Origin of the sequence: Halocatena halophila (assembly GCA_027563145.1) — an archaeon.
In the GTDB taxonomy this organism is placed as follows: domain Archaea; phylum Halobacteriota; class Halobacteria; order Halobacteriales; family Haloarculaceae; genus Halocatena; species Halocatena halophila.
Map to the genome: position 1 here is coordinate 794,980 of CP071306.1, position 25,278 is coordinate 820,257.

Here is a 25,278-nt window from a genome sequence, read left to right on the forward strand (position 1 = left end):
GTTTATAACACATCGTTGTGAATGGTCCTTCCAATCATGGGACTGCCCGGTACAGCACGAATTGGGTACCACCACAGGGTATCGATCGCAGTCTGTGGTGGGATAGTGGTGGTTGGCGCTGTTCCGGTCGTTGTGACGGGCACAATCGATCGGGAGTTGATCGCCGCCGCCGCAGGTGGAACTGCAATAGGGGGGCTGATCGGACTGGTCGGGCTCGTCCATCTGATGGGTCGTATTGGGGGGCTGTTGTCGGATGTTGATGCGGACGCTGATCCGTCAGTGTTCAGTCCGGCGGCCGAACGATCGGGGCTCGTCGGTCGAATCGCCACCCACTGTATGACCCTCCAGCGGATTCGGCGAGAATCGACGGCAATCGAACGGACCGCAATGTCGTATCGACGGGCAATCGAGGAGACAAACAGCACCGAGACGACGCCACACCTGGATACAGGCGTCGAACCCGAAGCACTCGCGGGGCTTGGGACAGCAATCAACACCGCGTTCAGCGATCTCGAAGAAAGAATTGGCGAACTAACATCGTTTGCGACAGAGGTTGCAACGTACGGTCAGGAGCTCCGAATGAGTAGCGAGGAGCTTCACGACGGGAGCCAGCAGGTGACTCGAACGATCCAGGAGATCTCCAACAACGCATACAGACAACACCAGGAACTCGAGACGGTCGCCGTCGAGATGGATGCCTTCTCAACGACTGTCGATGAGATTGCCGACGCCGCTACCGAGGTGGCAGCGCTTTCCACCCGAACGGTCGAGACGGGCCAGAGTGGCCGAGAGTCCGCACACACGGCGATCGAAGGGATGCACCAGATCGAAACCGAAGCAACAGAGACGATCGAGGAGATCGAAGAACTCGCCGCTGCAGTCGAGCAGATCGACGAGCTGATCGACTTCATCACCGAGATTGCAGAGCAGACGAACATGCTCGCACTCAACGCGAACATCGAGGCTTCGCGCGCTGGCGAAGCCGGCGATGGGTTTGCTGCGGTCGCCACCGAGATCAAGGCGCTGGCCGAGCGAACCAAAGACGCAGCCACGGACATCGAGGATCGATTGGCCGAGATCCAGCGCCGAACCGACCGGACGGTCACCGAGGTGCAAGCCACAAGCGAGCGGATCGCAGCGAATGCCGATGCCATCGAAAACGCCCTGACGGCGCTCGATGAGATCGCTACACTCGCTCAGGAAACGAATGACGGCGTCCAATCGATTCGACAGATGACGGCACAGGAGCTCGAAACCACCCAGGAGATAGCCGACGTGGTTGACCGTACGGCACAGACGGCAGCCACCATTGGCGAGGAGACCACTGAAGAGTCTGAAACCGTCGTTGCAGCGGCGAAAGCACAGACGGCCGCGCTCGATCAGATTGCCGATAGTGCTGGACAGCTCGCCGAACGAGCATCGCGTCTGAGCACATTGCTGGGATCGGTGACGCCAGCTTCGGATTCGAACGGGTTCGATCCTGATGGCCCGCCATCCGCCGAATCTGCACCGTCCGACGACCAGTCCACCCTTGAGAACCCTCACTGATGAGCCAGTCACGATCCGACGACACCGACACAGTCGCTGCCAAAAGCCGCGTCGAATTCGTTCATGCCAGGATCGACAGCGAACGGTGGGCGATCGAACGCGGACGAGTTCGCCGACTCATTCGATCGCCACAGCTCACGCGAATTCCCCGGGCACCCGAGCCGATTGCTGGAGCTACCGAACAGGGTGGAACCGTAACGGCAGTGATCGACGGTCGCACCCTCTGTGGGGATTCCAAAGGGCAAAGACAGCAGGCAGATGGCGTGCTCGTCGTGTTCGACGGCCCACAGCTCGAACAGCGAACCGGACTGCTCGTCGATCACGTGACGGGGATCGAATCGCATTCCGTCGATCAGATCTCTGCAGTGGCCAAAAAGCAGCCACAGACCGCTTCGTATCACTGTGCCCGCATCGACGAGACGGCATGGGTTCTCGATCCGAATCGACTGATAGACGCCATCAGCACTGGAGACGCCAGTGCGAATTCCGACCAGTAACATGACTGTACGAATCTTGCTCGTTGACGATTCGGTGTACATGCGCCGACGGATCGCCAGTGCCCTGCCAGATGCGTCCTACGAGGTGGTAGCCGAGGCTCCAAACGGTGCTGATGCGGTCCGAAAGTACAAACAGCACGCTGATGCGATCGATGTCGTCTTGATGGATATCGTCATGGCTCAGGCAAACGGAATCAAAGCCACGGCCGCAATCAAACAGCTCGACCAGTCCGTCCGCATCGTTATGTGCACGAGCGTAGGCCAGCGGGCAAAAATGAAGCTGGCCGCTCGGGCGGGCGCTGACGGCTATCTCGTCAAGCCGTTCACCGATGAAGACATCGTTGACGCGATCGATCAGGTCCACGCATGAGTGTCGATGAAACGCTCCGCAAGGAGGTTATCGAGCTCACAACAGAACTCCACGACGGGCTGCTCACCATGGAAGCCGCTCCCGATGAGACGGCAACCGCAGAGCTGTTCCGTGCAACTCACACGTTGAAGGGAACGTGTGCTATGGGTGGGCTCGAGGAGGCGGCTACCGTCGCTCACGCGCTCGAAGAGCTGTTCGAAGCCGTCCGTGGGGACGCTATCGAGCCGACGACCCCGCTCGTTGACGTGGCACTCGATGGGGTCGATGCCATCGCAGCCGTCGTCGACGCCCCTGATATTGAGGCTGCCGTTGCGCCAACCCAGGCCAGTACGGCACTGCAGTCACAGCTCGCCGAGCAGATGGACAATGACACACCATCTACAGAGTCAGCGACCACGCCACCCGATGACCCGGACGACGCGAGTCATGTCTCAACGGAGACGAACGACCAGATGCAACCTCCTGACGACGATCCGTTCGTCTGGGTCAGTGAGACCCCATCCACCGACATCGAGACGCTCGAGACGGAGCTCGAAGCGGTGTCATTCGGCGAATTCGATGACCAAGACGAGCTGAGTATACAGGAGCTGCTCGAAATTGAGCCACAAACGGAGCCAGACGAGAAAACAGCTGATGGCACTGAAGATGAGGGTGACGTTACTGATGATGAGAGATCGGACGATGGCAGTGACAAAGACGAAACTACCACCACAGATTCCGACACCATCGACGCCTCCGGAGACCCATTCGTCTGGGTGACCGATGATGGGCCCGCAGTTCCTGACCTCGAAGCACTTGAGGCCGAGCTTGCGTCGGTTTCGTTCGGGGAGTTCGATGACGAAGACGTGCTGTCAATCCAGGAGCTCCTCGAAATCGAACCGGTGGATGAATCCGACACCGACACATCGGAACTCGAATCGGTGGAGTTACCTGCGTCAGTGGAGCCACAGGAGCAATCATCCCAAGCGCCACCAGAGTCGTTCGTGCCCGACCCAGAGACAGAAGCGTTTGCCGACCGGTTCGGGGCGTTGTTCGAATCGGACAACGGTGGTGACACTCGGGCAGTCGGGACGATCGAGGAAAGCAGCCTGGAGCTACCCACACAGTCCACACCCGAGAAAGCGGTGCAGTCGATTCATTCGGTGACCGTCGACGTGACGACTGCAGACGACCTGCTTGCGCTCGCCGAAAAACTGTCGATGGTCTCGCTGTCGCTCAAAGAGGAGCTCGATGTCGATGACGACGACGAACTCGAATCCCTGTTGACGACACTCTCGTCCGTCGAAACTGACGTGTTACAGACGGTTCTCAAGCTTCGATTGCTCGAGTTTGGCGACGTGGTCGATCGACTCCCCCGGCTCGTTCGTGACATTGCCAACGCACAGGAAAAACGGATCGATCTCGAGATCGACGGCAACGATGTGACGTTCGATCGCCGAATCGCAGAACGGATCAGAGAGCCGCTGTTGCACCTGGTTCGTAACGCCGCCGACCATGGGATCGAATCACCAGCCACACGCAAAGCGGCCGGAAAACCTCCAACTGGAACGATCATCGTTCGCGCAGAACAGATCAGAAACGGCGCTATCATCGAAGTCGAAGACGACGGGGCTGGCATTGATCCCGAGGCCGTCCTCGAAGCGGCCGTCGAGACAGGAGCAATTCCTGCGACCGATGTCACCGACTACGACGGGACTGAGGCGTTTGATCTCCTGTTTCATCATGGTCTGTCGACCGCGGAGTCAGTCACAGACGTTAGCGGTCGCGGTGTGGGAATGGAGATCGTCGATCGGGTGTGTACAGCCCTCGATGGCTCCGTAGAGATCGAGAGTACCCCCGGCTCGGGAACGACTGTGCGACTTCATGTGCCCATCACGGCGGCAATGGCTCCGTTGTTGTTCATAGCCGCCGGCACCGAGCGCTTTGCGATCCCCCAGTCCGCGGTCGAAGGCGTCGCGAGAAAACGACACAGTGAGGACGGACACAGCCCCCCGTATGCGCTCTCCGACGGCGGGGACTACCGGCTGTGTAGCCTCCACGAGCGATTCGACGTCTCACGTACGTGCGAAACGACTAGCAACATCGTCTGGCTCCGTGCCGACATCGATCGCGTTGGAATCGAATGTGATCGGGTTATTGGCACTCGACAGGCGGTGGTGACACCGTATGGACCGCCACTCGATTCGGTGCGAGGAATCAGCGGGGCAACGATCGAGGCAAGCGGCGACGTTATCAACGTGATCGATGCGACAACGATCTGACCACGCATGAAACTTGACGTTACCAGACTGGAGTCGGTGTACGAGATGGCACACGACGGGGCTCAGCTGGCCGCAACGCGATTTGCGAACAGTCTGGAACGCGATGCTCGTGTTCGAAACACGCGAGTTACCTTCGGGACACAACCGGAGACCGCGATCGATGGACGATCGGTCGCCGTGGGTATCGATCTCGATGGCGTGCTCGACGGTCGGTGTCTCGTCGAATTTGACGAATCGATCGTGGCAACGATCCAGCGAACGCTCGTTGGTGGGCAACTTGACGCGTCCGATCCGGCGCTCGGACGGAGTGCGCTCCTGGAGTTTGGGGCGGTGCTCAACAACGGCTTCGTGGACGGCTGGGCGGACGCATTCGATGCAGACATCGATGTCTCACCGCCGTCGATCGAGGCTGCTGATTTCTCTCAGATGCAGTCTACAGACACGGGGCCACTCGAGCTTGCGTTCTGGAGTCAGATCGACACTGTCGATCACAGCCGGGCGTTTACACACTGTTTCGTTCCGACCGCCGACTGTGTCGAACGACTCGTGAGTGGCGAATCTGGCGATCGAACGATCGAAGCGAGCGCGCTGAGTGGATTCGAAACGCTGCTCGAAAATGGCGTTGCATCAATGTCCGACACCCTCACAGAGATGACGGGAATCGAGGCAGAAACGCCGACCAATCGGATGGAGTTCATCTCTCTCGATCGTCTTCCTGCCCGTGTTTCAACCGGACGGTATCGAAGTGTGGCGTTCAGTTTCCACGATACACCCAGTGGCTATCTGCTATTTTTGTTCGACCGTGACGGTGCCACCACGCTCGTCCGTGAGCTGTTCGGAGACTCGACCGGTAACGCGGCGCTGGCACGCGATGCAATACAGGAACTGGCCAACGTGATGACCAGCAGTTTGCTAGACGGCTGGGCGAACGTCCTTGAGACGGCGATCGATCATTCCACACCCGCCTACACAGAGGACATGGGTGCTGCCGTGATCGATCCGCTGGTGGTTGGGCTGAGCGAACACCAGGAGTTCGCGTTCGTCTTCTCCCTCCAGCTGCGTTCAAGCGACCCCCCGATCGAGCTCGATATCTACACCATTCCTGACGAGGACGATCTCCTCAGGGCACTCCGCGCTCTCGAAACGAAGCCCCTGGAGGGCGTCGCCCAGCCACCGTCGTTCACGCCGACAGAGGCGACACCCACGGCGTTTGCAGTCGGAGAGCTCATCGAATCCGATCATCCATGACCAATGCACTCGAAGACGTTCTTTCAGCTGAATCAGACGAAACGCTCGTCCGAGCAGGAGATTACCGGGTCGTTACTGCGGGTGAATCCCTGTACGCCTACGGCCTCGGGGCAAGCGTCGCGATCGCAATCTGTGGGCCCGATTCAATGGGCGGGCTTGCACATGCGTTGCTCTCCCGGCCGGACGGCTCCATGCGCCGTGGTGCGGGTACGTTCGTGGAGTCTGCGATCCGTGTGATGTTGCGTGAACTGATCGAAGCAGGCGCAGGCTACGGCTCGTGTGAGGCGAAACTCGCCGGTGGCGCTACCGTGTTCCAGCTTGAGGGTCTCGATCCAGATACCGGTGATCGAACTGTGGCTACCGCCCGACAGGAGCTCTCAGCGCTGGACGTTCCCGTCGTTGCCTCCGCGATCGGTGGCCAACGCGGTCGGTGTGTAGCGTTCGACACCGCAGAGAACGTTCTCACCGTGGCTACCAGTGATGGAGAATCGACCCGGCTGTGAGCAATACTCCAGGGGATGACAACACCTATCGCGCCCGCACGGTGTTAGCTACACAATGTCGATGGTTATCGAGACAGGACTGCTCGGCCACGCGCTGTTGGTGGTCGTGACGGCACTGTTCATCTGGGTCGGGAGTGGCTGGCTTGAGCGTGGATCCGAAGAGCTGGCCGGTCACTACGGCCTTCCCGCGGTGGTACAGGGATCGGTCGTCGTCGCGGTTGGGTCGAGCTTTCCCGAGCTGGTGACGGTGGTCGTCACAGCACTCTCAGGAGTTCCAGACATGGGTGTCGGTGGAATCGTTGGCTCTGCGGTGTTCAACGTGCTCGTCATTCCAGCAGCCGCTGGGCTGGCGACGGCTTCTGCAATCGAGTCGAGTCGCACGATCGTCTATAAGGAGGCCCAGTTCTATATGATAGCGGTCTCTGCACTGATCGTGACGTTCGCGCTGGCGGTTATCTACGAGCCCGTCACAACCAGCGGTGAGCTCGTCGGAAACATTACCCGACCACTTGCGTTGATCCCGCTTGCGTTGTACGGGCTCTATCTATTCATTCAGTACCAGGATGTGAGTGACGCAGCCCAGCCCACAGAGCCGACCGACAGTGTCTCTCGGATGTGGGGACTGCTCGGAGGCGGCCTGCTCATCATTCTCGTTTCCGTCCACCAGCTCGTTGCTAGCGTCGAATCACTCAGCACGGCGTTTGGTGTCCCCGAGTTCATGGCCGGCGTGACAATTATTGCCGCTGCGACGAGTCTGCCGGACACGCTCGTCAGCGTGCGCTCGGCAAAGGGCGGCAACGGCTCGACGAGTCTGGGAAACGTTCTTGGCTCGAATACGTTCGATCTGCTCGTGGCAATTCCGATCGGCGTGTTGATTGCCGGCAAAATCGCGGTGAACTTCGCCGTGGCTGCGCCAATGATGGGCGTATTGACCGTCGCGACAATTTTGCTGTTTACCGTCTTGCGAACGGAGCTTACGCTGACGACCACAGAGTCACTCGCGTTGCTGGGCGCATATTTCGTCTTCGTTGGCTGGGTGGCAGCCGAATCGATGGGGCTCTCTCACCTGATCAGGGGAGCGTAGCCTCAATTGCAGCGCCGTCGATGGCAGACCGAATTCGCGCACTGAGAACGGAGACTGCACTGTGGTTGAGTCCCTCGGGAACGATCAGATCTGCGTGGCGTTTCGTTGGCTCGACATAGCGTTCGTGCATCGGCTTGACCGTCTCGAGATACTGCTCGATCACTCCCTCAAGCGTTCGCCCCCGCTCGATGACGTCGCGTTCTATCCGCCGGAGGATCCGAACGTCGGCGTCAGTATGCACGTACACGCTGAGATCATAGCAATCACGAAGGCGTCCATTGTATAGGCTCAAGATTCCCTCAACGATGCAAATCTTGGTGGGCTCTATGCGGACTCGCTCGTCCGTTCGCGTGTGTGTGGTAAAATCATACTGTGGCATCTCGATTGGCGACCCGCTGGTGAGCTGCTCAAGCTGGTCAACCAAAAGCTCCCACTCGAACGCATCAGGGTGGTCGTAGTTTATCTCCGAACGGGCCTCTAGCGAGCGATCACTGTGGTCTCGGTAGTAATTATCGAGCGAAAGGATCGAGACTGGCTCGTCAACTGACGAGGAGAGCGCCTCTGCGACGGCCGTCTTTCCGGCCCCCGTTCCGCCTGCCATCCCGATAACGAACGAATCGCCACTCATTGTTTCTACTGGGACCTTATACTGGATAAACACCAGCATTTTATGGCCCGACCACCGGCCCGTCGCCTTTCAGTAGAGTTATGTCCCGTTCGGAAACGAAAATACACCCGTGTGGTCGAAAGTTCGCCGTGCGAATGATCGCGTCTCTCGGAGGGGCTTGCTCGCAACGATGGGTGCTGGGTTGATCGCGACGACTGCTGGCTGTGTGCATCCGCTTCCACCGCCACAGGGCATCCTCCTCCAGAAAGGGATCTACGCCAAAAACCAAGATGACCAGCGGGTCACCGTCCTCCAGGCTGGAGACAATGAGATAAGCATCTCCGATCCGCTGTTACAATCGAAACTGCCAAGAGCAAAAGAGTCAGCGAACACGACTATTCCGGAGTCCGTCCACGATCGGCTCAAAAATCGGTATAAGGACATCTTCTACTACGTCGAAGTGAAGAAACTCAATGAGCACGGACCACTTGTGCCGACAAAGTCCGGGGAAAAGCCGCGCTATCCAGCAATCGGGGGAAAGCCAAAATACAACCTCTCACGCGAAGAGTTCGGGAAGGTCATCTCGGGAGATCGCATCGAATATACGCTGAATATGTTCGATAGCAGAAAAATAGACACGCTGACGGTGATCATCCGGAAAGGAATGATTACCAAAAAGCAGCCGATCTCGAACGAAAACCTTCCTGACGGGGTTGATCCGTATCTGATTCGGGTCAATCACGGATCAAGCGACTCGCCGTACGGCATGGAGTACTACGCTACGGAAGAAGCCTATCAGAACGCACCGATCGGATCGAAAAGCTGGTTCGGCGTCATCTACGAGAATCGGATCAAACCAACAATTCAGACGTTTCGACCAGATCCGTACGGAAATTTATAAGCAATCAGAGTCGACGTCGTTCGGATGGCGCTCTCTGTCGCGGCGTCGAACGAACGGTTGGTAGGTCAATTTCCTCTCGAAGTCCGAGGGCGATGGTTCGAATCGTTCCCAAAAGCGACTCGAAATCATCGGTCGTATACCAGTAACAGTAGCTGATTCCGGTCACCACCATCAACACGAAGGAATAATACACCAGTGCAGTGTAGATATCTGTCGTGAAGAGGGCGAAATAAATTCCATTGATGAGTAAAAACACGCCGAGTAGCTGGAGGCCGACGTTTGTCCGTTGCATCCATTCTTTCGACTCCTCGGCAGATCGATTCCGAGTAGTCGTTCCGTCCAGCGATTCCATGAATTACATTTCGAGACACACACTAAAGTATGTTCGTCAGACAGTCGTCACACGAGTGTGACGATATCGCGTCCCACGCAATCCTTTTAGGAAACGATCTACGACCGTTAACATGGCAAAGGAGTCCTACGAGCAGAGATTTCTCGAGAAGTTGAACGTACCCGAGACGTTGACGTTTGACGATGTTCTGTTGCGTCCCACCGAAAGCAACGTCGAGCCAGAACAGGCTGGGACAGACACCAACGTGTCGAAATCGGTGACGCTGTCGGTGCCGGTGTTATCGGCTGCGATGGATACGGTGACATCGACGGAGATGGCGATCGAGATGGCTCGCCAGGGTGGCCTTGGTGTGCTCCATCGGAACATGTCCGTTGAGGCGACTGGCGATGCCGTCGAACGGGTCAAACGAGCCGATGAGCTGATCATCCGTGATGTCGTCACGGCCAGTCCGGACCAGACCGTCCAGGAAGTTGATGCGATGATGTCCAGCGAAGGCGTGAGTGGAGCGCCCGTGGTAGACGACGACGACATCGTCCTGGGGATCATCTCCGGGACGGACATTCGACCGTATCTCGAGGTCGGAGACCGCGATGAAGTCAGAGAGGCGATGACCGACGAGGTGATCACCGCTTCGGACGACGTGACCGCGAGAGAAGCGCTCGAACTCATGTATGAGCACAAAATCGAGCGAGTACCTATCGTTGACGAGAACGGAACGCTCACCGGTCTCGTAACGATGCAAGGAATCTTACAGCGCCGTGAGTACGACGCCGCGGCGCGTGATTCGTCTGGCCGTCTCCGTGTTGGCGTCGCGGTCGGACCGTTCGAAGAAGACCGAGCAGTCGTTGCCGATGAGGCCGGTGCAGACGTGTTGTTCATCGACTGTGCCCACGCACACAACCGATCGGTGATCGATAGCGCAAAAGCGATCAAATCGGCGGTTGATGCCGACGTTGTCGTCGGCAACATCGGCACTGCAGAAGCTGCGCGCGAACTCATTGACTTTGCGGACGGTCTCAAAGTCGGTATCGGTCCAGGAAGCATCTGTACGACCCGCGTGGTCAGTGGTGCTGGTATGCCACAGATCACTGCCATCGCGAGCGTTGCCGACGTGGCAGCCGAACACGACGTTCCGGTGATCGCCGACGGTGGGATTCGCTACTCCGGCGATGCGATCAAAGCGATCGCTGCCGGTGCCGACGCCGTCATGCTCGGCTCGTATTTTGCCGGCACCGACGAAGCACCAGGTCGCATCATCACCATGAACGGGAAGAAATACAAGCAGTACCGTGGCATGGGCTCGGTCGGAGCGATGCAGTCCGGTGGCGGCGATCGGTATCTCAAAGACGCCGATGAGGACGAAGAGTACGTACCGGAAGGCGTCGAGGCAGCGACGCCGTACAAGGGCTCACTCGAGAGCGAACTCCACCAGCTCGTTGGCGGTATGCAATCCGGAATGGGCTACGTTGGTGCCGAATCGATCCAGGACGTCAAAGAAACGGCCGAATTCGTTCGCGTCTCACCGGCCGGGCAGACGGAGGGCCATCCTCACGACGTGGTCATCACTGACGAAGCTCCGAACTACAAACCACGAGAATAAGCGAACAAAACTCTACAGAATTATAGTCCGCAGGAGTTGACGGGCTGAGAGGGATTTGAACCCTCGGCCGTCTGGTTAAGAGCCAGATGCTCTGCCTGGCTGAGCTATCAGCCCTGTTTGATCATTGCGAGGGTTCATTCATATACGTTTCTGTTGCGGATGACCAAGAGGAGAGTTTCAAGTAGGTTCGAGACCCAATTTGCGTACCATGAGCACCGCCATCACGATGGCGTCGATGTCTACGTACGCGATTCTCGGTTGTGGAAGCGTCGGTCACGCCGTCGCTGAGGAGCTCGAACGAGAGAAAAAAGATGTACTCATTCTGGACGAAGACGAGGACCGCGTCGAGGCACTTCGTGATCAGGATCTCGATGCTCGGGTTGCAGACATTCGCGAGCCCGACGTGGCCGAATCGATTGCCGATCGGGACGTTATCCTGATCATGGCAACCGACGTTGCGACCAACAAGGCTGCGGTGACCAATCTGCGCGAACTGTCCGGTGAGCGCTATATCGTCGTTCGGGCGTCGGATCCGGTCTCTGCCGATACCTTCACGGACCTGGGCGCGGACGTGGTGATCAATCCGTCGGCGGTGATCGCTGATTCGACGCTGCGCGCGCTCGAATCCGGCGAGCTCGATTTTAAAACGAATGAGCTGGTTGATACGATCGACGCTACGACCACGGGACTGGCGATTATGACCCATCACCGGCCAAGCCCGGACGCGATCGCAAGCGCAGTTGCGCTCCAGGCCATCGCTGCAGAGCGAGACGTGGACGCCGATGTGATCTACGACGGTGAGATGTCGCTCCAGGAAAACCGGGCGTTCGTCAATCTGCTCGGCATCGATCTCGTCCCGAAAAGCGAGGTGGCAATCGCAGATTACGACACTGTTGCGCTCATCAATCACGCACACGCCACCGAACCGGCTATCGATGGCGTCGTCGATATTTACATCGACCACGACGAGCCACAGGTGGATGTCGAGGTCACGTTCTCTGATATCCGACCGAACGTTTCGTCATCGTCAACGATACTCACGAAATACATCCAGACGCTCGATCTCACGCTTGGGGAAACCGTCGCCACCGCGCTTCTCTATGGCATCCGTGCGGAGACGATGGATTTCAAACGCGATACGACACCCGCCGATCTCACCGCGGCTGCGTATCTCTATCCGTTTGCCGACCACGACACACTCGAACAGGTCGAAGCGCCGAGTATGAGCCCGGAAACGCTCGACGTGCTCGCAGAAGCGATTCACAACCGAGAAGTCAAAGGGAGTCACCTCGTCTCGAACGCCGGGTTCGTCCGCGATAAAAACGCGCTCGGACAGGCAGCACAGAGACTGCTCAATCTCGAAGGGATCACCACCAGCGCTGTCTTCGCGATCACCGACGACGCCATCTATCTCGCAGCACGGTCGAAAGACATTCGAATGAACATTGGGTCGGTGCTCGAAGACGCCTTTGGCGACATTGGCGAGGCGGCTGGACACTCGACCGATGCCAGTGCTACCATCCCACTCGGCATCTTCACGGGGATCGAAACCAGCGAAGAAAACAGAGACACGCTGTTGGCACTCGTCGAAAAAGCCGTCCGGACGAAACTGTTCTCGGAACTCGGCGTCGAAACCGGAGACAGCAACGGATCGTGAGGGCGTACTCACCGTCGTAGCCGATCACAGCGCAAATCGATCCCAACGATCACTCGGCAACTTCTTGCTTTCGTTCAGTGGTGTGTTTGAGTCTATCGATCGTTTCATTGACGATCACTACGTCGCCAACCGAACGAACCCACCGGTACGGAACGATCACTCCCTGACCCTCGCTGATGTGGTCGTCGAACAGTTCGAGATTCACTTCACCGAGCGCCAGGCCAGTGACCATTTCGGCGTCGAGATCGAGCTTCAGATCGTCCACTCGCCCGACAAACGTTCCACCCGCAGAATACACATCGTGGTCGATCAACGCGGTGATCTCGCGAGGATCTGCATCGTGCTCCATATCGTGGCGTCGATGGCAAACGCCTTAATCGTTTGTGGGTGGCTGATTTTTCACCAGGTGCAAAATGAATCAATGAATATACCAATATAGCGGCGATAATTCCATCAGTAAAACAAAAAATAACGCAGATTCGTGACAAAGACGGAATTTTTGATCACACGGAAGAGAGTGGAGCTATATATTTCTTTGGCCGGATGATATAAATTACGGGAGAAATTTGGACAGAGAGCTGGACGACGGCCCAATGATTTTTATAGCATTATTGGTTGTCGAGTGAGTTGCTCAAGGAGTAAAGTGAAATACGTGGGCATCCAGGATCAACCTGCCGGATGCCTCTGACACCCCGGCAGCTATCCTACCTGTGACGGTTCTGCCCGACCCGTTGCAGGTTTCGACGAAACTGTCCCGAGGAGTTGTGCGTAAGGCGTTTTACTCGTGTGCAGCATCCCACTGTTCGGCCTTGTGAACGTTGCCACAGTCGGTGCATTTGATGCGTCCCATAGCATCGACGGCTGTCGCAAACGAATCACAGTTCCCACAGTAAAATCCCCACCGATCGTCGGGATCGGGGCCGAAAACGACGTAGAAGGGAGCTTTCGAGCCCCGTTCACCCATAGATCGATCAATGAACAGTGTGGTTCCGTCTGGATGGCGCTGTTTGTGCATATTCGCTGTTCGGGTGCGAAGCTACTAATACTGCCTGACAGCTCTCATTGCGAGCCTGCAAATTCGGCATTGCTCACGATCGACGAATCACCGACACCAGCCAGCCGAATCAATCCGACGATCGATCAACCTGGTAGAAACGGACTCACTGCCAGCATCTGACGGGTGAGTCGCTAAGGACTCTCCCATCGATGCACTCACTGTCGGTGGTGATCACCGACGCATCGCCACGACGGGGACGTGGTGGTCAATCGGGTGTCAGCGTGGACCACTGTAATCGAGTTCATCGGCTGGTCAGCGGGGTCCCGGTCCACGCCCATTACCGCCACCGACGAATGCGTGCCACGGCCTGCTTGAATCACCATTTTTCGGAACTGTCCACCAGTAACGTCTGGCAATTCTTGTGAGTGGATTGGCGGAACCCAAAGCCACTTTTAGCCCAGTACCTTAACTACTGTAACTCTATGTCCCGTAGTCCTTCGTTGCCGGATCGGCCCCAGCTCGAACTAGATCCGGAAATGCCGCCGGCTGAACGACTTGATGCGCTACAGCGACACTACTGCAGAATTCTTGAAGTCAACGAACAGCTTGACGACCAGCTCCAGTCTGCGCGCTCCCAGCAGGGCGCACTGCGCGACGATGTCGATACGCTCCAGCGAGAAAATGAAACCCTCAAAGCGTCTGCACAGTACATTGCGACGGTTGAGGAGGTGCTCGAAGAGCAGGTTGTGATCAAACAGCACGGAAACAACCAGGAAGTGCTCACGGACATCTCTCCACGGCTCCAGGAGTCCGTTGAGGCCGGTGACCGGGTTGCGATCAGTGACTCATTCACTGTCCAGAACATTCTCAACGCCGAGACTGATTCTCGCGCTCAAGCGATGCAGGTAACCAAGCGGCCAACTGTCACGTACGACGACATCGGTGGGCTGGACGATGAGATCCGCGAGGTTCGCGAGACGATCGAAGAGCCGCTCGTCGCCCCAGAGCAATTCGAGACCGTCGGCATTGAGCCACCATCGGGCGTGTTGCTCCACGGGCCGCCGGGCACCGGTAAGACGATGCTCGCCAAGGCCGTCGCCAATCAGACGGATGCGACGTTCATCAAGATGGCTGGATCCGAGCTGGTCCAGAAGTTTATTGGTGAGGGCGCACGGCTCGTTCGTGACCTCTTCGAGCTTGCCGCCGAGCGCGAGCCAGCCGTCCTGTTCATCGACGAAATCGACGCTATTGCGGCCAAGCGAACGGATTCAAAAACATCCGGCGACGCCGAAGTCCAGCGGACGATGATGCAGCTGCTCGCCGAGATGGACGGCTTCGATGAGCGTGGGCAGATTTCGATTATCGCTGCCACCAACCGGTTCGACATGCTCGATCGGGCGATCCTCCGGCCGGGGCGGTTTGACCGGCTCATTGAGGTGCCAGAGCCGGATCAGACGGGCCGCGAGCGGATCATCGAGATCCACGCGGAGTCGATGGAGCTGGCCGACGACGTGGCTATCGACTCGCTTGCGGAAATGACCGAGGGCTTCAGTGGTGCAGAGCTGTCGAGTCTGGTGACCGAAGCTGGCATGTTCGCTGTGCGTGATGAGCGGACGGCCGTTGAGATGGCAGACTTCGATGCAGCCTACGAGAAGTTGACGGATGATGACAACGACGCGACGGTGACGACCGCGACGTTCTACTGATCGTCGTCTGTTGTCAGTGCATCGACGGCTGCGATGCCGGCGAGATTGACGATATCGGCCACTTCATCGCCCCGCTGGAGGATGTGTACGGGCTGGTCCATTCCAACGAGCATCGGTCCGATCGCTTCCGCGCCGCCGAGCCGCTGCAGAAGCTTATACCCAATATTTCCGGCCTCGAGATTCGGGAACACCAGCACGTTCGCTGGTTCGTCCAGCTCGCTAAACTCGTAGGTTCCCGTTAGCATTTCCTCAACGACGGCGGTGTCGGCTTGCATCTCTCCGTCGACCGGGAAATCGACCGATGGGTCATTCTGGAGGCGTTCGGCGGCCGTTCTGGGTTTTTCGGTGCCGTTTGTGCGAACGCTGCCGAAATCAGAGTACGACAGAAACGCCACCCGTGGCGAGACGTTAAATCGCCGGGCAAGTTCCGCTGTGTGCTGGGCAATTTCGGCGAGGACGTCCTCGTCGGGGTCCTGATTGACCGTTGCATCCGCACAGAACACCACCCTGTTTTTGAACGTCAGCAGATAGACGCCAGCGGCGTACTCGGCGTCTTCTGCGGTCCCGATTACCTGGAGCGGTGGCAATAACGCAGAGGGATAATGATGTGTGAGCCCAGTTAGCAGGGCATCGGCGTCGCCGAGTTCGACCATCACGCTGCCGAGATAGTTGCCGTCATGGATCAACTCACCGGCTTCGCGACGAGTAATCCCCTTGCGCTTTCGGCGTTCATAGAGCCGATCAGCATACGCTTCGAGAGAATCGGCACTCGGATCGACGATTTCTGGATTCATCTCAAGACCGAGTGAGTCGGCAGTGGCGTGAATCTCCTCGCGGCCACCGATGAGAACGGGCTGGGCGATATCCTGCTCGATCAGCTGGTGGGCAGCCCTGATCACTTTCTCGTTCGTTCCTTCTGCGAGGACCACGCGTTGGTCGGTCGATTTCGCTTTGTTGAGCACGACGCGCATCATCTCGCGGGATTTCCCCAGGCGGGCTTCGAGCGCCTCGCGATACGCTTCGAGTGACACCGAATCTCGTGCCACACCGCTTTCGATCGCGGCGGTGGCGACTGCTGCCGAGACGTCGAACAGCACGCGCGAATCTAGCGGCTTCGGAATGATGTACTCCGGGCCGAACTGGAGTGGATCGTCACCGTAGGCCTTCACGACTGCGTCCGGAACATCCTTGCGGGCGAGATCGGCAAGCGCGTTTGCCGCAGCTACTTTCATCGCCTCGTTGATTTCGGTCGCTCGCACGTCGAGGGCACCCCGGAAGATGAACGGAAAGCCGAGCACGTTGTTCACTTGATTTGGGTAATCAGAGCGGCCGGTAGCCATGATAACATCATCATCGCGGGCGTTTTTTGCGCTCTCATAATCGATCTCCGGGTCGGGATTCGCCATCGCGAAGATGATCGGATCGGACGCCATCGATTGTACCATCGATTTGCTAACGATGCCACCGACAGACAACCCGACGAACACGTCTGCACCCTCCATTGCCGTCGAGAGATCGCCCGCCGGAATGTCTCGCGCGAACTCACGTTTGAACTCGTTGAGACCGTCACGCTCGACGCGGTCGGCCGTGATGATTCCCGTCGAGTCACACATCGTGATGTTCTCTTTTTTGACGCCAAGTGAGACGTAAAATCGAGCGGTTGCGACCGCGCTCGCACCCGCACCAGAAAAGACAATCTCAAGCTCGGAGAGGTCTTTTCTGGCCAGATCCGCGGCGTTCAACAGCGCGGCTCCGGAAATGATGGCGGTGCCGTGCTGGTCGTCGTGAAACACCGGCACGTCCATTCGCTCGCGGAGTCTGCGCTCGATCTCGAAGCACTCGGGCGCTTTGATATCCTCGAGGTTGATCCCGCCGAACGTTGGCTCCATCGCCGCAACGGCATCAACGAACGCATTCACGTCCGCTTCTTCCAGTTCGATGTCGAAGACATCGATGTCGGCAAAGCGCTTGAACAGCACGCCCTTGCCCTCCATCACGGGTTTCGAGGCCTGTGCACCGATGTCTCCCAGACCGAGCACCGCAGAGCCATTAGAAACCACGCCCACCAGGTTTCCTTTGGCGGTGTAGCGGTAGGCGTCGGCCGAATCGTCCGCGATTTCTAGACACGGCGCGGCGACACCGGGCGAATACGCCAGACTCAGATCGTGCTGCGTACTGGTCGGTTTCGTCGTGGCCATTGCAATCTTTCCGGGGGGTTCCTCGCGGTGATACGCCAGAGAATCCTCATCTAGTCCCATGTACGCCCTGTGCGGAGGAAGCCTAAATAATTTCCTCGATTTTGCACAATCGTCGAGGGGAAGGTTCGTCGCACGCGAGATGGCTGGATTCAAATGATCGCGCACCCGAGGACTCGTATGAGCAAACGATTCCGTCGCTACCTCGTTTTTACGGCGGGACTGACCTACATACTGATGTTGCTGGGCATCTTCACCGCCTCATTCGGTGCGGGACTGACCTGTGGCCAGCGCTGGCCGTTCTGTGACGGCTGGATGGGGCTATTCCCGGCGACCATTCCGAGCTTCGTCGAGTGGTTCCACCGACTCGTCGCGATGGTCACCGGCTTTGTCATTCTCGGTGGGGCCTACGCGGGCTGGCAGTACCAGGACGACCGACGCGTTGCCTACTCGATCACGCTCGCCGTCGTGTTGTTGCCCGTTCAGATTGGACTGGGCGCGGTCACGGTGACGCTGAACGGGCTGTTGCCGTGGGGATACGCCCCGATCGTGCAGTTGTTGCATTACGTCGTTGCGCTCTCGATACTCGGGTTGTTGACGGTCGCGACTGCGCGGACGCTCGCAACGAGCGCGACCGATCGAGTGGGACGCTGGATGCGTGTTGGCCTCACCGGCGTGTTGCTCGCGATCCCGCTTCAGTATCTGTTCAGCTTCAACACCGTTTTTGCCTTCACACCGACGGTACAGATCATCTACTACGCGCTGTTGCTCGGGATGTTCGCGGTGCTCGTCGCCGTCGCCGTCTGGAGTGGCTTTTCTACCGGAGCGAATCGGATTCGCTGGCTGGCCGGGTGTGGAACGCTCATTCTCGGCACACAGATGCTCGTGGCCAGACGGCTCTGGGGAGCCGTTCCAGCCGGCGTTGTGGACGGTCTGACCGCCCTGCTGGTGGTCGTGGTGGCCATCGCCGTCTGGCTGGTCCATCGTGGTGGACCAATTGAGCCTCCTGGTGGCGAGCAATCCACCACGCGATAGTTCACAGAAAGTCGTCAAGACCGGTCTGTTGCTCGTCGTCTTCCTCCGACTCATCTTCCGATGCAGTGGTCCCACCATTCTCCGTTGGAGTGGGTGTCGAGGAGTCGCCGTCGTCCCCAGTCTCTGTAGACGCCGACGGTGAATCGTCCACTGATTCGTCGATTTGTGGTGCACGCTGTTGTGCTGCGTCTTCGACGATCGATTGTACCTTCTTGGTTGATTTTCCCGAACCAGTGACCAAAGCGACGTGTTCGGCCTCGAAATCGTACTGTGCAGCCACATCGACGGTGAGCTCCCGTGGCTTGCAGTGGTGGATCATCGTTTCGAGATACGGCACGATTGCTTTCCTGGCTGTAGCCACGCTGACGTGGCTGCTAGTGGCAATCTGTTGGGCGACATAATCACGGTTCGAGCGAGCAGATCGGGTCCGTCCGAGTTTCGACCAGTAACTCGGCGGACTGAATCGTGTCCACCCGCCTTTGGGCTCTTCTCTGGCGGCTGCCACCCCGGCAGTCATCGCATCGCTCGCATAGCGCCAGAACGAGTAATTTTGTGTGGCACGAACCCGGCCAAGCCAGCGATCGGCAGCCGAAAGGCTGCGGTAAGCCGGTGTGAGCTCTTCGCTGGTGTACACCGCCGGGAGATTGTCTTCAATCCAGTTGATCATATCATCGGGCGTTTCATCCACCGAGTAGGAAAATTCGAGCGCACCCTGTGCGTCTTCGTCTTTCAACACGGCATCAAGCAGCTGGAATATCCCCTCCGTTCGGTCGCGATCAGCGGTGACGACCATCGCTTCGGTAAGACGGCCACCGGCTTCGGTTGCGGCCTGGAGGTCGTGAATCGCCCCCCTGAGATCGCCACTGTTCTGTTCGGCGATCGACTCCAGGGCCTCGCTTTCGAAGTCGATCGACTCCTTGCGGGCGATATCGCGCAACACAGGGACGATCGACCGGGCGGAAACGTCGCGAAATTCGATCTCCTGGGTGGCGTTTCTGAGCGCGTTCGACATCTCGTAGAACTCGTTGGCGATGAGAACGATCGGTTGTTTGGCGCGCTTGACGAGCGACGTAATCGCGCGCGTACCACCTCGGTCGGCATTGCCGTGGATGTTGTCGGCCTCATCGACGATGACGAGCTGGCGACCACCAGCGGTTAGCGACTGGTTCATCGCCGCGCTTCCGGCGACACGCTCTATCTCGGCTTTCGTTCGCTGATCGCTTGCATTCAGTTCGATCGTCGACCAGCCCATGTCGTTTGCCAGCGCGTGTGCGCCCGAGGTCTTTCCAACGCCGGGACTGCCGTGGAGAATGACTGCCTCCTGGTGGTCATCCCAGGTTTCGGCCCACTCACGGAGCTGGTCGCGAGCCTTGTTGTTCCCACGGAGTTCGGTCAGCGTCGATGGCCGATATTTCTCCGTCCAGTCAGCCATCCGCACGTCGCACCCCCGCCACAGCAGTGTCCACAATCATAGGGCCGGCTAACGCGCCCGTGGGTTAATGCGTTGTGAGAGTACGCAGTCGAAAAATGCGCGTCCCTCCTGGTGATCAAGAGAAATCGTCGGCGGTGTACGTACACTCGGTGACGAGCGAGCTATCAAGAATATTCCTCGATTTATACCAGTCGCTGGACTCGAACACTGGCTTTGCACACTTATACTCGTCTGGATGGTGTCCACGCGAAACGTCAGCGTAGGCGTCAGCGATGTGGACGTTGCCCAGTGGCCATCGCCACTGTTCGGGCACGACGAGCATCCGGATGTCGTCCTGGTGGATCTCTGTTCCGTCCATCTTCTGATGAAGATATGGATCGAAAAACAGCCCCTCGCCGTGGGTGCCAAGCAGTTCTGAATCCGGAAGATCGATCGTACACGGCGAATCGAACGAGAGTGAGATCGTCGCCATCTCCGTTGCCATCGTGCAGCCGTCGAACTTCTCCGGTGGCTCGCCGTTCTGGAGATCGGTAAGGAAATCGGCCGTGTCCGGAAACACCTCTAGATCCAGTTCGCTCTCGGCTTCGAACGATCCGTCAGAGCTTTTTGCACCGATCGGCTCGCCAGACTGGTCTTTCACAGTGATCTCGTAGGTCCCGCCACTGCAGAGAAGGTCGCCCGAGAACAGCAGGTGCCATGAGTGATTCGCACCACCACCACGGGCCTGGGGCACAACCTTGAGGGTCATCTCTGTCACGTTTGCCGTGTTGTCCATCGCCTCCGTGACCGTGTAGCTTGCATCAACCGTGAGCAGGAAGTCGTTGTAGTCCCAGTCGGATTTCTCGAGGGTCCAGTCCTCATAGCCGAGCGTAAACTGGCCAGCATACGTCTGCATGTCGTGATGGCAATCCTCGACCGGAATACAACAGCACAGATCGTGTGCGTTCCCGGTACCTGCCAATGTACCGATCCCCGCAATCGACAGGGCTGTCGTTTTCAGCGCTGTTCGTCGTGTCATACTCGGCACGTGGCTGCTGTCGTCGTCAGTCATGGTGTTTGCAACTGGGCTAGTACCCAACCGCCAGCCCCTAGTTTTCACTACTTTCTAATCATAGTTTTTCAGGACTGAATTAAATACTAATATCAATTTATGACTATATCGTAGAGACAGTATTGCTAACGGATGATATCGTCCGAATCGTTCACACTGTGCTGCCGAACACCGTCTAAAATAATATGGTATGTGGGAAAAAGTATCACACCCTAGAAACTGCTTTGTCCGTCCACAAAAATCTTCATCCATGTTCCCAGAAACGATTTCGACCGATCGCCTCTCGCTCGAGATACTCACCGAGGATCACCTTTTCGAGCTCTACGAGCACGCCTCAATTGATGCAGACCATATCGAGGAGATCACCGAGTATCTCAACTGGTCGCCACACAAAACGCTCAACGAATCACGGGAATTCATCGAAAGCGCGTGCGAGGAGCGCGAATCGGGACGTGGCGTCACCTACGTCGTCTATCCACGTGCTGATCAGGCGAACGCCGGCGAGTTTGGTGGGCTGTGTGGTCTCACCATCGACTGGCGAAAACGGACCGGAACGCTTGGCATCTGGTTGCGAAAGCCGTTGTGGGGCCGAGGCTACTCCGGCGAGCGCGCGGATGCATTGATAGCAATGGCGTTCGATCGCCTTGATCTGGAGCTCGTCGATGTGCTCCACCATGTCGACAACAACGCCTCCCGATCGGCGATCGAGACATACGTCGAACGACATGGTGGTCGCAAAGAAGGGATGCTCAGAAACTATCTCGTGTATGATGATGGATCTGTCGTTGATACTATTCGTTATACGATTTCACAGAAAGAATTCGGAAAGAACAACGCGCAAAACGTGTGAATTTCCAACACTCTCGCCAAAATTGTCAAATCTAATTACTAACAAATATCCGAATACTTACTGTTATATCGACGGCTGAGAAACATCGGCTATGGCTGCGATCGAACTCCACGGCGTAACCAAACGCTTCGGTAGCGTGCGGGCCCTGGATGATCTCGAACTGACGGTTCCGGAGGGCGAGATATACGGCTTTCTGGGTCCCAACGGTGCTGGGAAATCGACCACGATCGACGTGTTGTTGGATTTCGTCCGTCCAACAGCTGGGCGGGCAACGGTGCTCGGCCACGACGCCCAGAGCGAATCCCGGGCGATCAGATCGCGCGTCGGCGTGTTGCCCGATGGGTATCACGTCTACGACCGGTTGACCGGCCGCCAGCACGTCCAGTTTGCGATGGACTCGAAAGGAATCGACGGCGAGCCGGCACCAGTGCTTGAACGAGTGGGGCTGACCGAGGCGATCGATCGACGCGCAGGGGGCTATTCGAAGGGAATGGCTCAGCGACTCGTCCTCGGGATGGCACTCGTCGGCAAGCCCGATCTACTCATCCTCGATGAGCCCTCCACCGGACTCGATCCAGCCGGAGCACGACGAATGCGCGAGATCATTCGCGAGGAGGCAGCCAGGGGAGCCGCAGTCTTCTTTTCGAGTCACATTCTTGGTCAGGTCGATGCGGTTTGTGACCGTGTCGGGATTCTCCGCGACGGAAGGCTGGTCGCAGAGGACACACCACAGAATCTTCGCTCCTCGATTGGTTTTCAGTCGAAGATGGTCGTCCACGTGGATCGAACGCCATCCGATATCCGACAGCGCCTGAGTGCTCTCCAGGGCGTAACAGACGTGGCGGTTGCCGACGGGACGATAACAGTCGAGTCGGCCGATGACTCCAAATCAGCGGTGTTGACCACGATCGAAGAGAGCGGCGTGGCAGTCGAGGACTTCACCACGGAGAGCGCATCGCTTGAGGATCTGTTCATGGCATACACCAAAGACACACCAGAGGTGCCAGCATGACCTGGACTGTCATTGCGCGCAAGGAGTTTCGTGACGCCAGCCGATCGAAGCTGCTGTGGCTCGTGGTGGGGCTGTTTGTGACCTTCGCTGGTGGCGCGGCGTATCTGTACGCACAGATCCCCTCGTTCCACATTGGTGGGCCGAGCACGGAGTTTTCTGCGGTCGGATTGCTCGTGTTTCTGGAATGGCCGGTGACGGTGCTCGTGCCGGTGATCGGGCTGTTGCTTGGGTATAAATCGATCGCCGGAGAGATCGAAAGCGGGAGCGTAAAGCTGTTGCTCTCTTTGCCACACAATCGCTCTGCGGTCGTCCTCGGAAAGCTCGCTGGGCGGTATCTCGTGTTGACGGTCGGCATCATCGCTGGATTTCTCGCGGCGAGCATCTTCGTTGCTGGGAGCTATCCGACGGCACAGGTTGGTGCCTCGATCGGATTCGTTCTGGTGACGATCGGGCTAGGATGGGCCTACATTTCGATCGGTACCTGCATTTCTGCGCTCACGCAGTCGACGACGCGGGCGGGCGCACTGATTTTCGGCGCGTACTTTCTGTTCGGATCGCTGTGGCAGCCGTTCGGACGACTCATCCACTGGGCGACGGCGGGATCGTTTTCCTTTGGGTTTACCGGTCCGCCGGAGTGGTTCGTCATTTTCTCACGATCGAGCCCGAACGGAGCGTTTCACGGCGTCCTTTCGGGACTGCTGTCGTTTGCGAAAACCGATGCGGGCCTGTCTGCGTTTCAGGCTGATCCGTTCTATCTTTCGAGCTGGGTCGCCGGTCTGACGCTCGTGGGATGGGTCATCGCGCCGATACTCATTGGATATCTTCGATTTGCCGGTGCAGACGTCTGAGTGCTCAACGAAGGACAACTGATTACAGGACTGGCGTCAAATCCGGGATATGGAGCTACGATCGCCACCGCTTTTCGAGGTGCATGCTGGGGCAGACGCTACAGTCACTGCGTTTGGCGGCTGGGAGATGCCTGTCGAGTTCGATTCGATCCGAACCGAACACGACGCTGTCAGGGAGTCGGTTGGGAAGTTCGACGTTTCACACATGGGCCAGATTGAGGTCGCGGGACCGGACGCTGCAAAGCTCATGCAGCGACTCACCACCAATGACGTGAGTCAGCTCTCGGTCGGGACCGGACAGTACGCAGCGATTACGAACGACGATGGCGTCATGCTCGACGACACCGTTGTCTACCGACTCGATAGCGATGAGTTTCTGTTCATTCCGAACGCTGGCCATGACGAGGAGATGGAAGCCAGGTGGGACGAGTTTCGTGACTCGTTCGAGTTCAACTGTACGGTCGAGAACACCACCGAAGAGTGGGCGATGATCGCGGTTCAAGGGCCCGACAGCGAGGCGCTCTGTCTCGACGCTGGAGTCGAAGTTGCAGATATCGGCCGATTCGAAATAGACACGGTCGAACTCGAGGGAGTTGACTGTTACTGTGCGCGGACGGGCTACACCGGCGAGGACGGCTTCGAGCTGCTCGCACCGGTCACACACGCAGAATCACTCTGGAAAGCGTTCGACTGCCAGCCGTGTGGGCTGGGCGCACGGGATACGCTCCGCCTTGAGCAGGGCTTTTTGCTCTCGGGACAGGATTTCGACCCCGAATCGAATCCGAGAACGCCGTATGAAGCGGGAATCGGCTTCGCCGTCGACACTGACACCGAATTTGTCGGACGCGACGCACTCGCCGGTCCAGCACGCGACCCAGACGAAAAGCTGGTTGGCTTTTCGCTCACCGAACGAGCCATTCCTCGTCACGGCTACGAAATCGAAGCCAGCGATGGATCGTCGCTCGGTGAAGTGACGAGTGGCACCCAGAGCCCGACGCTCGAAATTCCGATCGGACTGGGCTACGTTCCAGCAACACACGCAAGCGATGGAACCGAAATTGCTGTGGTCGTACGTGGAGACCGAAAGGCAGGATTCATCAGAAACCCACCCTTTGAGCAGGCAACAACGGATCAATGAGCTTCGAAGTACCCGAGGACAAACAGTATCTCGAAACACACGAATGGGCACAGATCGACACGGACGCGAACACCGCCAGGATTGGCATTTCTGCGTTCGCACAGGACGAACTCGGTGACATCGTCTTCGTCGAGCTACCGGCCGTTGGTGATGAAATCGAACAGAACACCGAGTTTGGTGTCGTCGAATCGATCAAGGCCGTCTCGGATCTGTACGCGCCACTGTCGGGGACGGTCAGTGCTGTCAACGAACTCGTCTTCGACACTCCTGAGCTGCTCAACGAGGAGCCCTATGGGGACGGCTGGTTGCTCGAGATCGAATCGATCGATACCGATGAGACCGACGCATTGCTCGAAGCAGACGCCTACGAACAGCAGATAGAATAG

Annotated in this window: 24 protein-coding genes and 1 tRNA gene; 17 read left to right on the forward strand and 8 right to left on the reverse strand. The window is 57.9% G+C overall.

Going from position 1 to position 25,278, the window contains the following annotated elements; genetic code table 11:
* The first annotated feature begins 36 nt into the window (after positions 1-36).
* The 7 genes from JXQ78_RS04185 to JXQ78_RS04215 are packed head-to-tail and all read left to right on the forward strand — an operon-like array spanning position 37 to position 7,511.
* On the forward strand, positions 37-1,548 hold the full coding sequence (locus JXQ78_RS04185) for a methyl-accepting chemotaxis protein (protein WP_330632224.1): 1,512 nt from the start codon (positions 37-39) through the stop codon (positions 1,546-1,548).
* Complete coding sequence (locus JXQ78_RS04190) at positions 1,548-2,045, forward strand: chemotaxis protein CheW (protein WP_330632225.1); 498 nt, start codon at positions 1,548-1,550, stop codon at positions 2,043-2,045. The genes JXQ78_RS04185 and JXQ78_RS04190 overlap by 1 nt, the downstream gene beginning before the upstream one ends.
* Position 2,046: 1 nt before the next feature.
* A complete protein-coding gene (locus JXQ78_RS04195; protein ID WP_330632226.1) occupies positions 2,047-2,415 on the forward strand; it encodes a response regulator in 369 nt (122 codons plus the stop codon).
* The gene (locus tag JXQ78_RS04200) at positions 2,412-4,676 is read left to right on the forward strand and encodes a chemotaxis protein CheA (RefSeq protein WP_330632227.1); all 2,265 of its coding nucleotides are present in this window, start codon (positions 2,412-2,414) and stop codon (positions 4,674-4,676) included. Before JXQ78_RS04195 ends, JXQ78_RS04200 begins: the two co-directional genes overlap by 4 nt.
* A gap of 6 nt (positions 4,677-4,682) precedes the next feature.
* The gene (locus tag JXQ78_RS04205) at positions 4,683-5,924 is read left to right on the forward strand and encodes a chemotaxis protein CheC (RefSeq protein ID WP_330632228.1); all 1,242 of its coding nucleotides are present in this window, start codon (positions 4,683-4,685) and stop codon (positions 5,922-5,924) included.
* Positions 5,921-6,427 carry a hypothetical protein gene (locus JXQ78_RS04210; protein ID WP_330632229.1) on the forward strand — a complete coding sequence of 169 codons (507 nt, stop codon included), beginning with the start codon at positions 5,921-5,923 and terminating at the stop codon, positions 6,425-6,427. The genes JXQ78_RS04205 and JXQ78_RS04210 overlap by 4 nt, the downstream gene beginning before the upstream one ends.
* A 55-nt stretch (positions 6,428-6,482) precedes the next feature.
* Complete coding sequence (locus JXQ78_RS04215; RefSeq protein WP_407934034.1) at positions 6,483-7,511, forward strand: sodium:calcium antiporter; 1,029 nt, start codon at positions 6,483-6,485, stop codon at positions 7,509-7,511.
* On the opposite strand, the gene udk is transcribed toward JXQ78_RS04215, so the two are convergent.
* On the reverse strand, positions 7,498-8,139 hold the full coding sequence (gene udk / locus JXQ78_RS04220) for a uridine kinase (RefSeq protein ID WP_330632230.1): 642 nt from the start codon (positions 8,137-8,139) through the stop codon (positions 7,498-7,500). The genes JXQ78_RS04215 and udk overlap by 14 nt on opposite strands.
* A gap of 109 nt (positions 8,140-8,248) precedes the next feature.
* Between udk and JXQ78_RS04225 the strand changes: the two genes are divergently transcribed.
* Positions 8,249-9,019, forward strand: a complete 771-nt coding sequence (locus JXQ78_RS04225) for a hypothetical protein (RefSeq protein ID WP_330632231.1) — start codon at positions 8,249-8,251, stop codon at positions 9,017-9,019.
* Positions 9,020-9,023: 4 nt separating this feature from the next.
* Here JXQ78_RS04225 and JXQ78_RS04230 read toward each other — a convergent pair whose 3' ends face one another.
* Positions 9,024-9,371 (reverse strand): hypothetical protein, encoded by a 348-nt coding sequence (locus JXQ78_RS04230; protein ID WP_330632232.1) that lies wholly within the window; start codon positions 9,369-9,371, stop codon positions 9,024-9,026.
* Positions 9,372-9,483: 112 nt separating this feature from the next.
* Here JXQ78_RS04230 and guaB point away from each other — a divergent pair, with 112 nt between their 5' ends.
* Entirely contained in the window at positions 9,484-10,971 is a 1,488-nt protein-coding gene (gene guaB, locus JXQ78_RS04235; protein ID WP_330632233.1) for an IMP dehydrogenase, read from the forward strand.
* Positions 10,972-11,011: 40 nt separating this feature from the next.
* On the opposite strand, the gene JXQ78_RS04240 is transcribed toward guaB, so the two are convergent.
* A tRNA-Lys gene (locus JXQ78_RS04240) sits at positions 11,012-11,085 on the reverse strand.
* A gap of 94 nt (positions 11,086-11,179) precedes the next feature.
* On the opposite strand from JXQ78_RS04240, the gene JXQ78_RS04245 reads away from it, so the two are divergent.
* Positions 11,180-12,628 carry a DHH family phosphoesterase gene (locus tag JXQ78_RS04245; protein ID WP_330632234.1) on the forward strand — a complete coding sequence of 483 codons (1,449 nt, stop codon included), beginning with the start codon at positions 11,180-11,182 and terminating at the stop codon, positions 12,626-12,628.
* Between the two features lie 49 nt (positions 12,629-12,677).
* Here the strand turns inward: JXQ78_RS04245 and JXQ78_RS04250 are convergent, their stop codons facing one another.
* Both JXQ78_RS04250 and JXQ78_RS04255 read right to left on the reverse strand, forming a co-directional pair.
* Positions 12,678-12,977, reverse strand: coding sequence for a PRC-barrel domain-containing protein (locus JXQ78_RS04250; RefSeq protein ID WP_330632235.1), 300 nt, complete (start codon positions 12,975-12,977; stop codon positions 12,678-12,680).
* 429 nt (positions 12,978-13,406) lie between these two features.
* Entirely contained in the window at positions 13,407-13,643 is a 237-nt protein-coding gene (locus tag JXQ78_RS04255; protein WP_330632236.1) for a DUF5816 domain-containing protein, read from the reverse strand.
* Positions 13,644-14,107: 464 nt separating this feature from the next.
* Between JXQ78_RS04255 and pan2 the strand changes: the two genes are divergently transcribed.
* Positions 14,108-15,331 carry a proteasome-activating nucleotidase Pan2 gene (gene pan2 / locus JXQ78_RS04260; protein WP_330632237.1) on the forward strand — a complete coding sequence of 408 codons (1,224 nt, stop codon included), beginning with the start codon at positions 14,108-14,110 and terminating at the stop codon, positions 15,329-15,331.
* Here the strand turns inward: pan2 and JXQ78_RS04265 are convergent.
* A complete protein-coding gene (locus JXQ78_RS04265) occupies positions 15,325-17,589 on the reverse strand; it encodes an NADP-dependent malic enzyme (protein WP_330632238.1) in 2,265 nt (754 codons plus the stop codon). The two genes, pan2 and JXQ78_RS04265, sit on opposite strands and share 7 nt — an antisense overlap.
* A 117-nt stretch (positions 17,590-17,706) precedes the next feature.
* Between JXQ78_RS04265 and JXQ78_RS04270 the strand changes: the two genes are divergently transcribed.
* The gene (locus JXQ78_RS04270; protein ID WP_330632239.1) at positions 17,707-18,561 is read left to right on the forward strand and encodes a COX15/CtaA family protein; all 855 of its coding nucleotides are present in this window, start codon (positions 17,707-17,709) and stop codon (positions 18,559-18,561) included.
* Between the two features lies 1 nt (position 18,562).
* Here JXQ78_RS04270 and JXQ78_RS04275 read toward each other — a convergent pair whose 3' ends face one another.
* Both JXQ78_RS04275 and JXQ78_RS04280 read right to left on the reverse strand, forming a co-directional pair.
* Positions 18,563-19,993, reverse strand: coding sequence for a replication factor C large subunit (locus JXQ78_RS04275; RefSeq protein WP_330632240.1), 1,431 nt, complete (start codon positions 19,991-19,993; stop codon positions 18,563-18,565).
* A gap of 115 nt (positions 19,994-20,108) precedes the next feature.
* A complete protein-coding gene (locus tag JXQ78_RS04280) occupies positions 20,109-21,011 on the reverse strand; it encodes a hypothetical protein (protein WP_330632241.1) in 903 nt (300 codons plus the stop codon).
* Between the two features lie 283 nt (positions 21,012-21,294).
* On the opposite strand from JXQ78_RS04280, the gene JXQ78_RS04285 reads away from it, so the two are divergent.
* The 5 genes from JXQ78_RS04285 to gcvH all read left to right on the forward strand — a co-directional run bounded on the left by JXQ78_RS04285 (position 21,295) and on the right by gcvH (position 25,278).
* Positions 21,295-21,894, forward strand: coding sequence for a GNAT family N-acetyltransferase (locus tag JXQ78_RS04285; RefSeq protein WP_330632242.1), 600 nt, complete (start codon positions 21,295-21,297; stop codon positions 21,892-21,894).
* Between the two features lie 91 nt (positions 21,895-21,985).
* A complete protein-coding gene (locus JXQ78_RS04290) occupies positions 21,986-22,906 on the forward strand; it encodes an ABC transporter ATP-binding protein (RefSeq protein WP_330632243.1) in 921 nt (306 codons plus the stop codon).
* Positions 22,903-23,754, forward strand: coding sequence for an ABC transporter permease subunit (locus tag JXQ78_RS04295; RefSeq protein ID WP_330632244.1), 852 nt, complete (start codon positions 22,903-22,905; stop codon positions 23,752-23,754). Before JXQ78_RS04290 ends, JXQ78_RS04295 begins: the two co-directional genes overlap by 4 nt.
* A gap of 49 nt (positions 23,755-23,803) precedes the next feature.
* Entirely contained in the window at positions 23,804-24,892 is a 1,089-nt protein-coding gene (gene gcvT / locus JXQ78_RS04300) for a glycine cleavage system aminomethyltransferase GcvT (protein WP_330632245.1), read from the forward strand.
* Positions 24,889-25,278 carry a glycine cleavage system protein GcvH gene (gene gcvH, locus JXQ78_RS04305; RefSeq protein WP_330632246.1) on the forward strand — a complete coding sequence of 130 codons (390 nt, stop codon included), beginning with the start codon at positions 24,889-24,891 and terminating at the stop codon, positions 25,276-25,278. The genes gcvT and gcvH overlap by 4 nt, the downstream gene beginning before the upstream one ends.

Excerpts from the sequence above, each read along its gene's own strand:
- JXQ78_RS04185 (WP_330632224.1), top strand. The coding sequence starts at position 37 with ATGGGACTGCCCGGTACAGCACGAATTGGGTACCACCACAGGGTATCG.
- JXQ78_RS04210 (WP_330632229.1), top strand. The coding sequence starts at position 5,921 with ATGACCAATGCACTCGAAGACGTTCTTTCAGCTGAATCAGACGAAACG.
- JXQ78_RS04255 (WP_330632236.1), bottom strand. The coding sequence starts at position 13,643 with ATGCACAAACAGCGCCATCCAGACGGAACCACACTGTTCATTGATCGA.
- JXQ78_RS04275 (WP_330632240.1), bottom strand. The coding sequence starts at position 19,993 with ATGGCTGACTGGACGGAGAAATATCGGCCATCGACGCTGACCGAACTC.
- gcvH (WP_330632246.1), top strand. The coding sequence starts at position 24,889 with ATGAGCTTCGAAGTACCCGAGGACAAACAGTATCTCGAAACACACGAA.
- JXQ78_RS04270 (WP_330632239.1), top strand. The coding sequence starts at position 17,707 with ATGAGCAAACGATTCCGTCGCTACCTCGTTTTTACGGCGGGACTGACC.
- JXQ78_RS04295 (WP_330632244.1), top strand. The coding sequence starts at position 22,903 with ATGACCTGGACTGTCATTGCGCGCAAGGAGTTTCGTGACGCCAGCCGA.
- JXQ78_RS04280 (WP_330632241.1), bottom strand. The coding sequence starts at position 21,011 with ATGACACGACGAACAGCGCTGAAAACGACAGCCCTGTCGATTGCGGGG.
- JXQ78_RS04195 (WP_330632226.1), top strand. The coding sequence starts at position 2,047 with ATGACTGTACGAATCTTGCTCGTTGACGATTCGGTGTACATGCGCCGA.
- gcvT (WP_330632245.1), top strand. The coding sequence starts at position 23,804 with ATGGAGCTACGATCGCCACCGCTTTTCGAGGTGCATGCTGGGGCAGAC.
- JXQ78_RS04230 (WP_330632232.1), bottom strand. The coding sequence starts at position 9,371 with ATGGAATCGCTGGACGGAACGACTACTCGGAATCGATCTGCCGAGGAG.
- guaB (WP_330632233.1), top strand. The coding sequence starts at position 9,484 with ATGGCAAAGGAGTCCTACGAGCAGAGATTTCTCGAGAAGTTGAACGTA.
- JXQ78_RS04245 (WP_330632234.1), top strand. The coding sequence starts at position 11,180 with ATGAGCACCGCCATCACGATGGCGTCGATGTCTACGTACGCGATTCTC.
- JXQ78_RS04265 (WP_330632238.1), bottom strand. The coding sequence starts at position 17,589 with ATGGGACTAGATGAGGATTCTCTGGCGTATCACCGCGAGGAACCCCCC.
- JXQ78_RS04205 (WP_330632228.1), top strand. The coding sequence starts at position 4,683 with ATGAAACTTGACGTTACCAGACTGGAGTCGGTGTACGAGATGGCACAC.
- JXQ78_RS04215 (WP_407934034.1), top strand. The coding sequence starts at position 6,483 with ATGTCGATGGTTATCGAGACAGGACTGCTCGGCCACGCGCTGTTGGTG.
- JXQ78_RS04290 (WP_330632243.1), top strand. The coding sequence starts at position 21,986 with ATGGCTGCGATCGAACTCCACGGCGTAACCAAACGCTTCGGTAGCGTG.
- udk (WP_330632230.1), bottom strand. The coding sequence starts at position 8,139 with ATGAGTGGCGATTCGTTCGTTATCGGGATGGCAGGCGGAACGGGGGCC.
- pan2 (WP_330632237.1), top strand. The coding sequence starts at position 14,108 with ATGTCCCGTAGTCCTTCGTTGCCGGATCGGCCCCAGCTCGAACTAGAT.
- JXQ78_RS04285 (WP_330632242.1), top strand. The coding sequence starts at position 21,295 with ATGTTCCCAGAAACGATTTCGACCGATCGCCTCTCGCTCGAGATACTC.
- JXQ78_RS04250 (WP_330632235.1), bottom strand. The coding sequence starts at position 12,977 with ATGGAGCACGATGCAGATCCTCGCGAGATCACCGCGTTGATCGACCAC.
- JXQ78_RS04190 (WP_330632225.1), top strand. The coding sequence starts at position 1,548 with ATGAGCCAGTCACGATCCGACGACACCGACACAGTCGCTGCCAAAAGC.
- JXQ78_RS04200 (WP_330632227.1), top strand. The coding sequence starts at position 2,412 with ATGAGTGTCGATGAAACGCTCCGCAAGGAGGTTATCGAGCTCACAACA.